The sequence below is a fragment of the Kamptonema sp. UHCC 0994 genome, assembly GCF_029167235.1.
Classification (GTDB): Bacteria; Cyanobacteriota; Cyanobacteriia; order Cyanobacteriales; family Microcoleaceae; genus Kamptonema.
Genome location: NZ_JARFTR010000278.1, coordinates 1 through 15,375, shown reverse-complemented (window position 1 = coordinate 15,375; position 15,375 = coordinate 1). Strand labels below are relative to the sequence as shown.

At 44.6% G+C, this 15,375-nt stretch carries 16 protein-coding genes; 12 read left to right on the top strand and 4 right to left on the bottom strand.

What is annotated here, in order from left to right:
• The 8 genes from PY364_RS24765 to PY364_RS24730 form a co-directional block, all read left to right on the top strand.
• Positions 1–497, top strand: a 497-nt coding sequence (locus tag PY364_RS24765) for a hypothetical protein (RefSeq protein WP_275570367.1), incomplete at its 5' end; no start/stop codon positions are given.
• A 1-nt stretch (position 498) separates the two neighbouring features.
• Complete coding sequence (locus PY364_RS24760; RefSeq protein WP_275570366.1) at positions 499–1,221, top strand: hypothetical protein; 723 nt, start codon at positions 499–501, stop codon at positions 1,219–1,221.
• A gap of 31 nt (positions 1,222–1,252) precedes the next feature.
• On the top strand, positions 1,253–3,022 hold the full coding sequence (locus PY364_RS24755) for a hypothetical protein (protein ID WP_275570365.1): 1,770 nt from the start codon (positions 1,253–1,255) through the stop codon (positions 3,020–3,022).
• A complete protein-coding gene (locus PY364_RS24750) occupies positions 3,015–3,443 on the top strand; it encodes a hypothetical protein (protein WP_275570364.1) in 429 nt (142 codons plus the stop codon). Before PY364_RS24755 ends, PY364_RS24750 begins: the two co-directional genes overlap by 8 nt.
• A gap of 81 nt (positions 3,444–3,524) precedes the next feature.
• Positions 3,525–3,998 (top strand): hypothetical protein, encoded by a 474-nt coding sequence (locus PY364_RS24745; protein WP_275570363.1) that lies wholly within the window; start codon positions 3,525–3,527, stop codon positions 3,996–3,998.
• Between the two features lie 38 nt (positions 3,999–4,036).
• Complete coding sequence (locus tag PY364_RS24740) at positions 4,037–4,468, top strand: hypothetical protein (RefSeq protein WP_275570362.1); 432 nt, start codon at positions 4,037–4,039, stop codon at positions 4,466–4,468.
• Positions 4,461–5,222: a M23 family peptidase gene (locus PY364_RS24735; RefSeq protein WP_275570361.1), complete on the top strand. Its 762-nt coding sequence runs from the start codon at positions 4,461–4,463 to the stop codon at positions 5,220–5,222. The genes PY364_RS24740 and PY364_RS24735 overlap by 8 nt, the downstream gene beginning before the upstream one ends.
• Positions 5,219–5,893: a transglycosylase SLT domain-containing protein gene (locus PY364_RS24730; protein WP_275570360.1), complete on the top strand. Its 675-nt coding sequence runs from the start codon at positions 5,219–5,221 to the stop codon at positions 5,891–5,893. The genes PY364_RS24735 and PY364_RS24730 overlap by 4 nt, the downstream gene beginning before the upstream one ends.
• A gap of 223 nt (positions 5,894–6,116) precedes the next feature.
• On the opposite strand, the gene PY364_RS24725 is transcribed toward PY364_RS24730, so the two are convergent.
• The 3 genes from PY364_RS24725 to PY364_RS24715 are packed head-to-tail and all read right to left on the bottom strand — an operon-like array spanning position 6,117 to position 8,038.
• Positions 6,117–6,287: a hypothetical protein gene (locus PY364_RS24725; protein WP_275570359.1), complete on the bottom strand. Its 171-nt coding sequence runs from the start codon at positions 6,285–6,287 to the stop codon at positions 6,117–6,119.
• 52 nt (positions 6,288–6,339) lie between these two features.
• On the bottom strand, positions 6,340–7,656 hold the full coding sequence (locus tag PY364_RS24720) for a relaxase/mobilization nuclease domain-containing protein (protein ID WP_275570358.1): 1,317 nt from the start codon (positions 7,654–7,656) through the stop codon (positions 6,340–6,342).
• On the bottom strand, positions 7,631–8,038 hold the full coding sequence (locus tag PY364_RS24715) for a hypothetical protein (protein WP_275570357.1): 408 nt from the start codon (positions 8,036–8,038) through the stop codon (positions 7,631–7,633). Before PY364_RS24715 ends, PY364_RS24720 begins: the two co-directional genes overlap by 26 nt.
• A 1,126-nt stretch (positions 8,039–9,164) precedes the next feature.
• On the opposite strand from PY364_RS24715, the gene PY364_RS24710 reads away from it, so the two are divergent.
• From PY364_RS24710 to PY364_RS24695, 4 genes are all read left to right on the top strand, one after another.
• A complete protein-coding gene (locus PY364_RS24710) occupies positions 9,165–10,235 on the top strand; it encodes a hypothetical protein (protein WP_275570356.1) in 1,071 nt (356 codons plus the stop codon).
• 735 nt (positions 10,236–10,970) lie between these two features.
• Positions 10,971–12,524, top strand: coding sequence for a ParM/StbA family protein (locus PY364_RS24705; protein ID WP_275570355.1), 1,554 nt, complete (start codon positions 10,971–10,973; stop codon positions 12,522–12,524).
• Between the two features lie 31 nt (positions 12,525–12,555).
• Complete coding sequence (locus PY364_RS24700; RefSeq protein ID WP_275570354.1) at positions 12,556–13,035, top strand: hypothetical protein; 480 nt, start codon at positions 12,556–12,558, stop codon at positions 13,033–13,035.
• A 289-nt stretch (positions 13,036–13,324) separates the two neighbouring features.
• Positions 13,325–14,272 carry a nucleotidyl transferase AbiEii/AbiGii toxin family protein gene (locus tag PY364_RS24695; protein WP_275570353.1) on the top strand — a complete coding sequence of 316 codons (948 nt, stop codon included), beginning with the start codon at positions 13,325–13,327 and terminating at the stop codon, positions 14,270–14,272.
• Between the two features lie 128 nt (positions 14,273–14,400).
• Here PY364_RS24695 and PY364_RS24690 read toward each other — a convergent pair whose 3' ends face one another.
• The gene (locus PY364_RS24690) at positions 14,401–15,282 is read right to left on the bottom strand and encodes a tyrosine-type recombinase/integrase (protein ID WP_275570352.1); all 882 of its coding nucleotides are present in this window, start codon (positions 15,280–15,282) and stop codon (positions 14,401–14,403) included.
• Between the last annotated feature and the right edge of the window lie 93 nt (positions 15,283–15,375).

The following is a 15,375-nucleotide window of genomic DNA, read 5'->3' as shown; positions in this document are numbered from 1 at the left end:
TCCGACTTTGGCAACAACCTTCGCAGCAACTTAAACAGTTTATCCGAGGCAGCAGCAGCCACCCCTTTAGACTTGAGGGAAGCCAAACTTCCCACCCCAAAGTTAGCAGTACCCGTAACTTCGAGTGCCTTAGAACCTTACAAAACCACCCAACGGCAACAATCAGCAGGACTCTGGTAGAAGCTCATACAGAACTAGGAAAAACCCTAGCTCTACAACAAAAAGTGTTAGTTGAGCAGGAAAGGAACAGAGCAATTGGCATTACCAGCTTAACAATGTTAAGCGGCGTTGCAGTTGGCAATAGCACCCCAATCGGCAGTTTAGGTGGAGCCTTTATCGCCCTAGCTATTTGCCTTTCCTGTTTCCTCAAACCTCAAAAAACAGATCCGAAGTCCTCCAAGCTTCCACCACCATCAACTGAGCTAATTATCGGTGCAACTGAAGTATTTATCGGTACAGATGGCTTAGCTATCTCCCAACAACAACAAGAGAAATAACATGGACGTACAACCAAATCCACCCCAACCCGAATGGCAACCACCACCATACCCACTGACTTTTGAACAACAAAAAAACCGCCCTAAATTCAAACTATCGCCAATAGCAATTCGATTGATAGCAGTTGGTGCGGTAGCACTACCAATTGCCGGAATTATCGGCTATTGGACTTTCAACAGCCAACCTCAAAAGAAAGTAGCACCAACCACCACTTTTAACCCCCAGACATTAGTCAACCAACTCGATACCAACTTCCTCCAAGACCAACAACAAATGAACCTATTTGTATGGGGAGATGGTGCAGGAGAACCTGGTCAATGGCAGCGATTAATCCTAGCAGAAGCTCAGAAAAAGACCTTCAACATTGACAAACAAAGAGAGGATAAAAAACACCCCTGCCACCGCATGAGTCGCGACGGATGTTTTGACTTAGTAGAAAGTCGCATAGAAACAGATTGGAATCAAGCAGCAATTCGACTTGACTATCCCAGAATGGCTGCTGCTTTATTCGAGTATTGTGCAGTGCTACAAGCTCGAACTGGACAAGTTTCAACCATTGCCGATGTCCAGCCTAATTTAATGATAGCAGCTATGCGGAAACTAAGGGAAAGTCGCACTCTTTACTTGCAACAATCGGCTGAAGCTTTATCAGGGAAGCAAATAGAGGAACAGCGAGAGGCTGAACGAGAATTCAATCGAGAACAGGAGGTCAAACAGCCATGAAATTTAATCAAGAGCAGGAGGTGAAACAGCCATGAATAAATGGATAAGAGGGTGCATTGCTACTGGCTGCTTTATTAGTGCATTAACTATTGGTTATCATGCCACTAAAACTCAAGATGTATTGACAGAACGAGATGTGCAATTGTGGCAGCAAACTGACAAGTTATATGCCACTTCTAAGCCTCCTGATTGGAAGCCAATTGGCATCGCTATCGCTCTAATTGGTGTAGGAACTGGCTGCTATCATCTCTACAAAGTGTTGGGATTAGAGTCACAACAAACAACGCCTGGGCAACCTGGACAACAGCCTCCAAGCTCTCCTAATAGTCCTACATCTCCCACTCAACCAATAATACCAATTGATGCAGTTAAAGGAGCAAATGATCGCAGATTAGAAGAGTTTTGGATGTTACTCAATCAACCTGAAACCAAGTGGGTTTTGTGCTTGCTTGAACCCCCAGCACTACTCGTAAAAGGTGGTCAAGGAGCCTTCAAAACTACCTTTGTTGGCTTCTTAATTTTACTAAGAAAATTGTACTGCGGACACAGCTTAGAAGTGAGTGACCCTCACGCTCATCAAAATGAGGATAAATGGTTCGCTTGTCGTTTAGTTGGACACGAACAAAACTATGCCGCAATTGCGGCTCAACTCTCTCATTATTATAAGCGACTCAAAACCCGCAACCTCAATTCTCCTCCCATTACTTCGGTGTGGGATGAGTACACCAATTATGCTACTCGTATCCCTGGAAATGGTGTAGAAGATTTCCTGTTTTCCGTATTATCCGATGCCAGAAAAGCCAGAGAATTCCTCATTTTAATCAGCCATACTGATAAAAAAGGTGGCACGGGTAATAGCAAGCGTACAGGCGAACATGAAATGAAAGAGGAGCAATTACTCACGCTTCATCTTAAGGCAGAACGAGATACTTTTGGGCATCCTAGACCTGCTTTTCGAGGCTTTATTAAGGGGTATCGAGAAGACGATGATGGCAATCCCATTCGAGAACCGGTGCAGTTGCAACCTTGGATGAATTCGCAATATTTGATTCAGCTATTTCCTGAATTAAGCTATCGCGAAAAGTCGGATGTGATTTCCTCTGAATTGCCAATGCCTAAACCTTGGCAACAACAACCTAATCAGCAACAATCAAGTCAACAATTAAATCAACAACCTAATCAACAACAATCAAGTCAACAACAATCAAATCAGCAGCAATCAAGCCAACAGCCACCAAGTCAACAACAATCAAGTCAACAGTCACCGAATAATCCTCAAATTAGTTGGGATTACTGGGTAGCAGAATCGACTGAAGAGGAAATCAATAAACTGATTGCAGAAAGGCGATATCGCTCAGAATTCCTATCAGATAACTGGATGGGACAAGTCCCAGATAATGAGACGAGTCCCAAACAAACCCAAAAGCCACAAAGCAATCCAAGTGAAGCGTCCCAGAGTCCCAGGGACGAGTCTCACGTCTCAGGAATGCCACCAAATCCTCCTTCTATCCCCCCAATTTCGCCTGTTCTTTGGGACGAGTCCCAGTTTGCTAAATACTTTCCAGATGTAACAGAACTGGAGCTATTTGAAGAGATTTTGAGCTACTTAGATGTTAGCAGAAATGCCAGCGACATCATCAAAAATGTGCTGCGGTGTAAGCGGCATGAACCCGATTCGCATCGCTCTTATAGTAATGTGGGCAAGCCCTGTTTTTGCTACTTAATTCGCAAGTATGCTCCGCCCATTTTGATTGCTCATTTTGCAGATTTTTTAGACAAAAAAGGAGTTGATTATGCTTGACGATTGGGAATTAACTGATAAAAATGGCAAACCTTTACGCGGTGCTGCTAAAAACGCTCGACTGAAAAAGGCTGCTAAAGATAGCCTGACAAAACAGTTGTTTGATGAGTCTTCAACTGTTAGCCCTTTAATGGTTGAAGACCTAACAATACTTGTGCTCAGTCAGCAATCACAAGTAGAGCAAATGAAATCAGAGCTATCTAGATTAGAGAAGCAGCAATTAGCACAGCAAGTCAAAAGCGGTTTTCTCAGTTTAAATCAAGCTATTTTCCGAGGTGTATTTTGCGGGAGTTTCGTAGCGCTTACTTTACTGATAGCCAATCCAAGTTTCAGTTTAATTCACCCCAGATATCTCGCTACTGCCTTTCTTTTAGGTACAGGATTAGGGGTAACTTTTCCTTCGGGCAAAAGCCAATCGTAACCACGCGAAAGTAGGGTGCAATCCCCTACAAAACCTGGGCTTGTCCCTGCTATCAATTCCGTTTTACAGGAGGTAAATTCCTTGACTAACAACAATAGTTCAATAGTTCATGTTCCTTTACAACCCAATTATCAAACGCAATCCCAACAAACAGTTGTGACTCGTGTTGTAGTTGTCCCTAACTACGATACTGATAGCAATCCATGGGTAGCGTATGATGCCATTTGTTTGTGGATTAAAGCCCTTCGTCAGTGGCCAATTCGCACAGCTAGTGTCAGTATTGGGTTGATTTGGCTATCGATTTTTGGGTTTTTCTTTGTCTGGAATGCCTTGATTTCCAGACAGCAAGTAGCGAAATCTCCAGACCCTTTTAACCCGGCACAAGTTGGTTGGGCGGTTGGTGGTGGTGTCGGCGCACAAACTGTGAATTATGCTAACACTAGCTTTTCTCCTACCTTTGCTAGTTATGGAGGGGGTCGCCAATTGACAAGAACTGAACTGCGGCAATTGCAGCGAGGTGCTCTGCAAACTGTGCCTATTTCTGATAACGAATAATCAGGGAGGATGGGGCAGCAATGCCCCATTAAATTGCTATGGCATGGGCTAAATTAAGACATTCAAATGCTATCGCTTTATTGTTAATGAGTGGGTTGTTATTGCTCAATTTACGAAGTGGCGAGTATCTAAAAATTGATTGGTCGTTGTTGCCCGAAACGCAGCAGAGAGCAGAAAAAGCAGGTGTGATGGCAGCCCATCAAATCAAAACAGTGCTGGCTCAAACTGCAACAGGTTGTATTAATCAAAAACCCTTCAATGTTGAACAATATGCCAAAGCCAGAGAGTTGCTAAAACCAGGGATAGCTAAAAAGGATATCGAAGCAATTATCGGTGCTGGATGTGGAGTTGAACTGGATAAATTCAGTTGGACTGCAACTAATGGCAAAAAGCTAATTGTGCAATTTGAACCCAATGGTAATTTGAAGAGTTACACCTTTGATAAGCGAGAGATATTGAGCGATGTTTGAGTTTCCCGTTGACACATCTTCTATTGTCTATTCTCCTGAATCTGGCTATCAGCACAATCCAGTCCGTTTGGACACAGCTTATCGCCGGGGGGATTTTATTACTGCTGTTGTTGTTACGGGAATCGCGATCGCTATTTTAGCACCTGGACTTAACCAAGTTTTGCAGAATTCAGTTGGGGTACTGGTGAGGGGAGGACAGGCAAAGTTACAGGTAGCGAATTATCAACAAGCGACTGAGCAACAAGCAACTCATGCCCCCACTGTTTCCAGCGGTTCCAAAACACCTCCGAAATTCTCTGGCAATTGGGCTCAAACACCACTCAAGGGTCAAAGCATTGCAGGATTTCCAGTAACGTCTGCTTACGGCCCCCGCAGTTCTCCCTGTGCTGGTTGCAGTTCGATGCACTTTGGAACAGATGTGGCAACACCAATGTACACGCCTCTCTATGCCATCGGCCCATCAGGTTCAAGCGTCAACGTTCGGTGTTGGGATAACGGCCGCTGGGGTTGGGTTGCTAGTTACTCGGTATCGGAGTGGGACGTTAGTTTTGACTACTTACATTTACCAGTTGGCGAGTGCAAGTCTGGGTTACAGAAAGTAGGCACAGTCATCGCTAAATCGGGTACGGCTGGTACTGGGCCGCACCTGCATTTTCAACAGCGTTCGGGTGGAACTGATGGCGAGAAAGTGCCGCCACAAACGGGATATGTTTATCAAGCTTTGACGGGTAAATTGCCGGAGAAAAGTCAATGACAATTTACAAAATTAAACATCGGGATGAATTTGATTTTAGGCTCGTTACTTGGGGAGTTGTTGCACTGACGGGAGCATATATTTTAGTGCCGCCAGTCATCCAATCGGAACCCGTACAAAAAACTATTAACGCTGTTGGAGTTGCTGCATCAGCCATTTCGAGCGGGCAGAATCCCATAGCAGCGATAGCGAATTCTGGCAAACTAGATCCCAAATGGTTAGGCAAGAAATCCCCTGAGTTCCTAAACAAAACTGTCGCAATTGCCAGAGATTTAGGTGCTAATCCCAATCACTTGATGGCAATTATGCAGTTTGAAAGTGGATTAAAAGCCTCGGAAGTCAATCGAGTTTCAGGCGCTACAGGGCTGATTCAATTCATGCCGTCAACAGCGCGGGGTTTAGGTACTAGCACATCTGCTTTATTGGCAATGGGTGAGATTCAGCAGTTGGATTATGTACGAAAATATCTAATGCCATACAAAGGCAAACTCAACACGATTGGTGATTTCTATGCTTCGGTTTTGTGGCCTGCGGCGGTAGGCCAGCCTGACGGTTACGTTTTGTTTCGCGTCGGCACAATTCAGTATCGACAGAATAACGGTTTTGACCGCAATAGAGACGGGATTATTACTAAGGCTGAGATTACTCAACTTGTGAAAGAAAGGCTTTAGTTTCAACAAAATCGTGCGATCGCACTATAAATTTCAGAAACTCGGCGGCAATTTTTCTATATTAGTATAAATATTTTGAAGTGAAGCGATCGTTCGCTCAAGTTAGAGCGAATGAGTTTAAAGAAGGATGTGCTCGCAGATTTATTCAGGTGGCGAGCGAAGTCGTTGAGAGCGATCGCACCACACCCCAGCAACTCTCCAAAAGCCAATCGCCCATCCCCCCTCACTCTTCCCCCTGCTCCCGCTTAGGCTCAGTCCCCAAATGCTCCTCAATCCGCTGTAACTTCGTATTCGCCCACCCCGCCCGCTTCCAAGTATCGTACAAATAAGCTTCAGTCTCCTCCCGAAACCGATACACCGCCACCTCAGACACAGCCCAACTAATCAGCCCCATCCACATAACCCCCGCCAGCACCGCCACAGTCACCCCACCCCAGCTCCACTGTTCAGAGTTCGAGTTCTTTCTGAGCGGCAGACGGGCGGCGAACTCGCTCAACGCTTGATTTAGCATAGAATTGAGACGGTTTGGAGTCAAGCTGCTGTTCTTGCCTTCTACGGCACTCCTCAAGCTCTCTAACGCTGTCGCTTGCCTCTTTCTGTCTCCATCTAAGCCGTTCAAGCTCTGTGTCAATGCCCTCGTCGAGCTCTCCTGCAAGCTGGCTTGCTCTTCCCACACCCCAATCAACTTGCGATTTTCCCTCCTCAACGCCATCACCTCTGCTGCCAATACCTTTGCCCACTCCGGCTGCTCTGACTCTTGTACCGCCGCCCCTGGCCCCTGCTGGAGCAAATTCGCCATCGCCTGGCCCAACCGCTCCATTTGCTGCCGCTGCGACACTTGCTCTGCTTGAATCTGGTTCTGCTGCTCTACAAACTTGGACAACAGCGGCAACAAGGCTTTCAATTCGCTTTCCGAATTGCTCCCTAATTGACTCCCCTGGTGCTGCGATAATTCCTTCGTTGCGGCTTGCCTCATTCTCTCTTGTGCAGTCATAAATTCCCAACTCCTTTTGCAGTCCTGCTAACTGATAGATTGGCCCCAACTTCTTGCCAGAAAAAGGAATGCCATCTAACTTGTAACTAATCCCAGAAATTGCTCCATCATCCTCTCGGCGCAGTCTAACTTCAACTTCCTTTGCTGCCAACCGTTCAATCAATTCTTGCAAACTAGAAGAGCCAACTGCTTCACTTTCAATCAACGCTTGCAACTTCATTCGAGTGCTAGCAATGCCCGTGCGTTCAAAATACAAATACTCTTCAGTTGTAGCAGCCGTCCGCTTTTTATGCTTACTTCCCTTTTGTTGCTCTAACCCAAATTCTAACTCAATTTCCCGTGCCTTGTCTTCGCTGCGCTGATAGTCATTGGAATCCGACACCACGCTGCCATCTTCTCTAATTCGCATCACAAACAAATGCAAGTGGAAGTGGTCTTTTTCTTCATGCGCCACTAACAGATACTTACAGTCATAGTGTTCCATTCCCTCCATCCAATACTTAGCAATTTCAGCACATTTATCGTCACTTACCTCTTCTCGATATGCCCCTAATGGGTGAGAATCATCCCGATAGGGAAAAGAAAATTTGACGTGCTTATGTACCTTTTTCAAAAGCGGTTTCTTTTGGCTATCCAACTGGCACTCCCGAACCCAATCTTGAGGACTGCGGCCCAATAAATTCGTATCCACAATCCGAGCATCAGCAGGAGCCACCATGTACTCTAAAGTGGACAGGGCGCTTTTATTTTGGCTTTGTTTGATTATCATAAGCGCTCAGAAGTTGAATCGCTGTTTGCTTCAATACTAATTGCAACTCTGACCACCTTTGAAAATTATTTTCAGAGTGAATGTCGATGCCATTGATTTGCCCTCTTTGAATAGCAAGACTGGCATTTTTAATCAATTGGTTGATGCTATTGACAGCCTCTCGAATTTCATAGTAAATTGCTTCAGCTTCGGCAGGAATTGAGCAGCTTTTTTGAGGTGGTGGCATCCTCCTATTAAAGACGAGTTCTCTGACAAAAGCTCCCATACTCATGTTACGAGAAGCTGCTAGTTCTTTAAGCTGTTCGTGTTCTGATGGAGCGAGGCAAACCATCAAGTTAATAGTCCTCGCTGCACCGTCAGAACGGCTGGTCGGTCTTGCCATATTGCTACCTCTATATTACAACAGTTAGAGCCGAAAACTGAGAGCGAGCGCCTGCAATTGCTAAGGCGTTTCCTATAGGAAAACATGGCTGGCACTCTCCCAATCAAGGTAGCCTGCTCGCAGCTAAGGCTTACTCTGTCATAGGGCAGATTTGCTGCAATTGTAGCCTTAGAAATGCGTGGTTTCAACTTAAACTCGATATCGACTATTTGAGGATAACCTGATATCAAGTTTTTCGAGTTTAACTCGTTACTTCAGCTAAAGTTGATATCAGCTTTTATCTCAAAGCTATTGATAGTTGAGTTTAAAGCTGATATCAGGTTTTGATTTCAAAGCTATTGATATCTCAGGTTAAATCTGATATCAGGTTTTGATTTCAAAGCTATTGATAGTTGAGTTTAAAGCTGATGTCAAGTTTTTATCTCAAAAGTATTGATGTCTCAGGTTAAACCTGATATCAGGTTTCGTCTCAAAGCTATTGATAGTTGAGTTTAAAATTGAGATTGAAGTTAATATTAAGCTTGCTCTCAAAGGTATTGATAGTTAAGGTAAGTTGTGGATATCAGTTTGCTCTCAAAAGTATTGAGGCCTTACGTTAAAGTTGATATCAAATTTTGCTCTCAAACCTATTGATACTTAAAATGGATATCAGCTTTTAATAGCAGTCGTTGGTTATTGGGGTTAAATCTGTTATCAGCTTTCTAGTATTTGCTATCGCTTAGTCGGTAAAAACTCAATATCTGGTTTGTCCGAGTGGTGTAATGTACCGTGATGAGCTAATAGTGTTAAACTCAATATTGTCGGGTTTATTCAACTCTAGTGATGTGCTGCGTTTGACCATTTGATAAACTTGATATCAGCTTTATTTAAGTGTACCTATGTGCCGCGATGAGCTAAAACTGCTAAACTCAATATCTGGTTCGCTTGTGAGATTTGCCTGAACATTTTATCGTAACTCAGACAACAGTTTACAGCCAACTTGCTAGAGGAGCAATTAGCTGGGCAGGATGGGCTAAATCTCATACTTGATATCGAGTATCAACTCTACCTATTTGGAGAGCTTTCCTCCACTTAACTACTTTAAAACAGAAGTGCAGTTAAGTTAAGTTCCGTTGCAATTTACACCATGAATCAGCCTATTGAAGAAGTAAAGCCAGTTGGCGGTAGGGGCAAAACAGCCAAGTATCCCACCATTATGCGTCGCATTCCAGCAGGCATCAAACAGTGCGTGGAATGCCTCTCCTCCTTGTATCGTTCTGAAGTTTGGAATGGCAGTGTAGAAGGGGTGACGCTCAAATTAGTTGACGGCAGTAATAGCTCCCTCGAACTGCTAGGATGGCATCTAATTGCTGTTGCCGATAGCGAACAAATTGGGCTATCGCTTCCACCCCAAGTGCGGGATGAATTAGCTTCAATAGCCAGTGTAATAAGAATTGCTGGTGAGGCTAAACCCGATATCGAGATTAGTGAGAGTGCTTTGAAACTACACCGCCAATTGCAAGAAGCGAATGGGGAAATAGAGCGGCTAAAAACACAACTCAAAAGCTCTCTCCACTCTCCTCTATCTTCTCCATCTTCTTCATCTCCTCTGCAAGTGGAACATCCTAATGGCATAAAACCCGATATCGAGTATAGTAATTTGGAAGTTAGCAGGCAACTAAAAGAAGCAGCAGCGTCTCTTAAAAAGCAGGAGCGACAGCTCAAAGCGCAAGCTGACCAAATTCAAAAGCTCTCTAGCAAAGCTAATAAATATCGGCAAGAGAGAGACCAGTACAGAGCTAAATTAGATGAAGCTGAATACAATTTAGAACGATTGGGTAGGGACTTAGAGATAGCCAAGTCACAGGTAGCTTCAACTGATGCCGTATCCGAGCAAAATGCTCAGTTGCAGCAGGAATTAGCAGGACTCATGAAGAGGGTAGGTTTCCTAACAGCCGATGCTCAATATAAAGCAAAAATGGCTGATATTCTCAACAATATTATTGACGATGTGGGCATCCCTCCAGGCAAACTCAAAAGCTTTGTCAAAATCGCATTAGTAGCGGGGCGAGGCGAATGTGGAGAGCAAATCGACACTGCTCTCAATTACCTCAAGAAAGCCCTTACCGTCGCCCGCGCTTCTGGGAATGAATGGGAGAACAAAGCGCTAGAATTAGTAGGCGAGAAACCCCGCCGCGCTATGCGTAAGAAAAGCTAAATTATTGGAGGCACGAGGCTAAGTTTTTGATGCTGCTACCTGCCATTTACCACTTGCCTCCTACTGGAATCTTATCAACATCAACTCAGCAGTTTTGGAAGGTAGCCCCAAATGTAGTTTAACTCGATGTTGGCGATCGCACTTGCTCATGCCCCCAATTTAAAGGCTCATGCCCTGCCATATTGCTCTACTGTACCAGAGCTTGCAAAGGCTGTTCAGATGCCCTCAACGGGTCAAATTTGCCTATAGGAGAGCATTTTTTGAGAAGACTTGGCACAAATTAAGCCAGTATGTTGTTGCAGGCCTCCTATGATTTTAGCAGACGGAGCTGCCACAGCGTACCAATTCAGCTCCCCAGAGAAAGCATTTCTGTGCCAAAGCTTCTCAAACAATGAATGGCTGCCACAAGTGCAATTTTAGCTAGCTTCAAATCCACTATCTAGAACAACTTGGCACAATAGAATTTGTCCTAATGTCCTAACCAATTTGGCAACTACTATACTTGCATTCCCTTGAAATATGCCTGTCTGCTTTCCTTGCCAAGCGCTAATACAAATTTTCTTTGACCAAGCACTAGCACAAATTCCTTGAAATGACCTCACCCATTTAGCGAAACCCCACCCATAAGTATCGGGCCATTAGAGGGGGGAAGTTGTAGCTATAAGGGTGAAGTTGTTTGAATTGCTTTTGAATTAACGTGGTCAAAGAACTATAATTTCTGAATTGAAGTTGCTTATGTACCCACCACATCAAATAGTTGTAGATGCTGGCAGTAGCGAAACTAAAATAGAATTCTGGGTAGCAGGCGCGACGGCACCTGACTACGCCATGATGCTGCCAGAAGTCAAACAAATTCCTACTTCCCGCCTTGAGAAATATCTATCAGGTAAGGGAGTGCAAGGCTGTCCTGCCATTGAAGACCAAACTTACATAGAAGTCAAGGGTTCCACATTTGTATTGGGCAGTTTAGCAAGAGAATTTAGTCCGAAAGACAGAATTACTGAACTCAAATCTGATACCGTTCCCTATAAAGCTGCGGCAGCAATTGGAGTAATGGCAGAGCGGTATAATCTCAAATCCTCGGATAGTAAACGACTGAAAATCAACCTGAAAGTGCTGCTGCCTTGTAACGAATATGAAGCTCGTTCTCGCACTGAACAGAAATTCCGAGAAATCATAGCTGATTACAAATTCTGCGGCAATCCAATCTACTTAGAACTAACAGGTTTTGAGTGCGTTCCTGAAGGCGCTGGGCTAGCAATGATTCGGATGAAACAAAAAGGAATGCCTTGGTTTAGGCAGCACAAATTAGCAGTCTTGATGTTTGGCTATCGCAATACAACAGCATTGGTTTACGAGCGTGGCATCCGCAAGGTAAGTGACAGTCCTCTGTACGGGTTTTCCCAATTCCTCAACAAAATTATCGACCAAACCAGCGGTTTAAATCAGTCAATTCTGATGGCAGCTTTTGAGAGAGCTTTGCAGGAACAATTCTCCGAAACTGAGGAAGTACAAGTGAGGAGAAGCGTTCACGATTCAATTGATAAAACACTGTCTCCTGTTAAGCCGATTGAATTGCGGGATGCCTTTCAGCAACTAGCTCGCAGCAAAGATGCGGACATGAGAATAGGTGAAATCAAGAGTATTATCTCAGCAATTTCTACTGCCAAAGCGGATTACTGGGAAATTGTTTCTGATTGGCTAGACAACAAGCTGCCGGACGATTTGGACGAGGTTTTTGTAAGCGGAGGCGCTAGCTTGTTTTTCATTTCTGAGTTGGAGAATTACTTCAATTGTCAGCCGGAAGTCGAGGTGATTGAGCACGGGCCTTACCGCTTTAAGTTGCGAAAAACTGGGAAATATTTAGCGGCTGATTCTGAGCAATTTTTCACGCCGATTGTGTGGAATGCGGAGGTATTACCAGATGTAGAAAAGGCGTTTAATTTAGGGGGTGAGAGTTTTGAGAGGACTGTGGCTGCTGTTCGTTTAACTGATGCTTTTGGAATGCTTGCTTACATGAATGGGAAGGCGAAAGAAGAGTGGGAAAAGCAAGGGAAGCCGAAGCGGTTAGTCGGGTCGAAATCTACATTATCTGATGGTTTTAATCAGGTAGCTACATCAGATGGTGTTAACCAATTAGCATCTAATGGTTCTGGTAAATCTGTTGCTTCTAATGGTTCCAATCAGTTAGCATTTGATTGTTCAAACCAGCCAGCCGCATCTAATGGTTCTGGCAAATCTGCTGCTTCTTTCGATTCAAAACAGCTAATGGAGGTGAGGGGTTATTAGTAAGAAACGGCGCGATAGTTTCAGCCTGCGCTTGCAGCCTTATGCGGGTTCTCCTCTGGCTGAAGTGGTTGAATATTTGAAGTCTTTGGATGTGCAAGAGTTGAATAGGTTGGTGGGAGAAATGCTGGTAATTAGTCTGTTACCTCGCGCTCGCTTTTATCACCACCATCCTAATACTGATAAATCTGTTTATACGCCAGAACAATTGCGGCAGACTTGTTTGGAGTCGTGCAATGCTCTTGCTTTGCACGCAAGCAGTTTGCGGCAAGAGTTGATGGTGGAACAGCCGCCGTTGGGATTGCCTTACTTGATGGGAACTGTGATGCTTAATAATGGGCAATTGGGGCAAAATGGGATGCACGATAGCAATGGTAATGGGGTGGTTGGTGTTGTTTCTGCTGATGAAATTGACGGGAATGAAGAGGTGAAGTCAGAAGCCTCGGTTGAGTTAATTGAGGGTGAAGGTGATTGGGGTGATGCGGAGCAGTTATTCGGTTTTGAGGGTGACTAGCATTGAGTTGGGGCCGCTATTGGCGGCTCCTTTTAAACTAGCTTAATCTTTTGGGGTTCGCTCATAAAATCAACTTGAAGTTAGAGTAGTGTGGTACTATACTATTAGACTCATATTTGAGTTACCATTGAACTCAACTTGAGGCTATAGTGTGGTACTATGCTATTAGACTTATATTTGAGTTGCTATTGAAATCAACTTGAGGCTATAGTATGATACTATGCTATTAGACTTATGTTTGAGTTGCCATTGAAATCAACTTAGGCTAACGTGAGGGGAATTTATCGCCATGTTGACTCAACTTGAAATACCAGACAATTTGCCATTTCTGGAGAGTTTGTGTTGGCAGAGAGAAGGCATTAAAAACTTCACCCCACTAGAGATGCTAAGGCGCTATGAGCGGGGGTGGCATTACCGAGGCGTTTTAGCCCCCTGTAGCCCAATTGAAGCTCAGTTTGTACAACAACTAGCTCAATCTTATAATTCTTGGTTGGCTTCCTCTGTTATGTTTCAGCAAGACTTCCACCAGAAAATTTTTACAGTTCTCAATCAACTTGATGCTGACTTTTTACGAGAGTGCAGAGCTTATTTTGGTGGGGGAACTTTCATGAGTTTAAATCAAGGCGAATATCGATTAAGTAAAGATATTGACTTCCTCTGTTCGAGTGGTGAAGGCTACCGTCTGCTTCGCCAAGAAGTAAGAACTAGAGGTTATAATGCCTTGTTTACCAGTCAAAATCAAATGCGACTCTCTGGAGAAATTCAAACCAATCAGTATGGGGTGAGATTTCCGATTTTGGTTGAAGATACGCTGATTAAATTCGAGATGATTGTGGAAGGGCGCATACAATTGGGAGAACCAGATTATCCGAGTTGGTGTCCTGTTCCTTGTTTGAATGAAGTTGATTGTTTTGCAGAGAAGCTATTAGCTAATGCTGACCGATGGATTGATTCGTCGGTTGAATCAAGGGATCTGATCGATCTGGCTGTGCAAAGGCTTAAATCTCCTCTGCCTCAAGAAGCTATTGATAAAGCGGAAGCTGCTTATGATGTGGTTGAGTCTCTTAAGAAAGCTATCCTTAATTTTCAGGAAAAACCTGACTATCGAGATAGATGTTTTAGCAGTTTGAGAATTTTAGAACCCGACCGAATTATTGATGGAATTGATTTACTGGCAAAAGATTTAGGCTTGGAAGAAACTGTTAGGACTTTCAAGGAATCTTCGGACGAGTGGTAAATCTAACCTCAATGTCTATCAGATATCATGTTCTAGCGATCGCCCATGATGACGATCCCTTCGTACCAATACTTTCAAGAGTTTTTATTAATGGTAATCGACCGGACATGATAAGAGGCTCAATCTGTTCACACTGCCAAGTGTAATGCTGAGCTGTCAGTCGGTCGCGCGTGCAGATACCGTCCCGTCGTTGCCACACTCGAATGCCCCAAAGTAGCCTGCACTAAATGAATTGGCGTATTGCGTTCTAAAGCGTGAGAAGCGTGCGAATGTCTCAGCCAGTGGGGGCTGACGTTTCCTTCAATCCCTGCCCGCTTGCCCGCTGCTGCCACAATCCGATGCACCTGTGCTGGCTTGAGATGCCCGCTGTGCTTGCGAGAGCAGAACACCGGGTCATCTGGTAAAGTTGTCCCCCGAAGCGATCGCACTAACTTCCAAGTCTCAGCACTAAAAATCACCACCCGCGTCTTCGACCCCTTGCCAAATAGCGTCACCTGACCCGCTCCCAACGCCGCCTCCCGCAAATCCCGCCATTTCAAGGCACACAGCTCCGAAACCCGGCATCCAGTTGCATACATAAACCTCAGCAGCACTCGATTTCTAGGATTCGGCTCCAGCGCCAGCATCGTCAAAACTTGGCTTTCCGTCAAAATCCGCTCTGCCAGCGCATTCTTGCCAGTTGGCGGCTTCACCGCAGCTCCCACATTTACAGGCAAAACCCCCAACTTCTGACCATAAGCCAACAGCGACTTCACCGCACCCAATCGCCGAGCAATCGTTGCAGTTGCCAAAATCCGCTTCTGCATCGCATCTTGGTAGAGCTGGATGTCATTTACTGTCACCAGTGCTAGCGGCTTCCCTGCAATTAAAGCAGTAAAATCGGCAACGTCTCGCCGATAAGCTCGCTGAGTTTCTGGCGATCGCCCGTGCAGCCACAGCGAGATCAACTTCGCATCCGACTCCACTTGGGCCAAGGGCGCTGTTGAGATTTGGGAGGACTCAAGAAGCATAAAAAAGTTTGATGTCCAAAGAAATCGGGGCTTTTGATCTATTTTACCCATTTTTCTCGCCAATGATCGATAACAATACTTACCTCTCTTTGG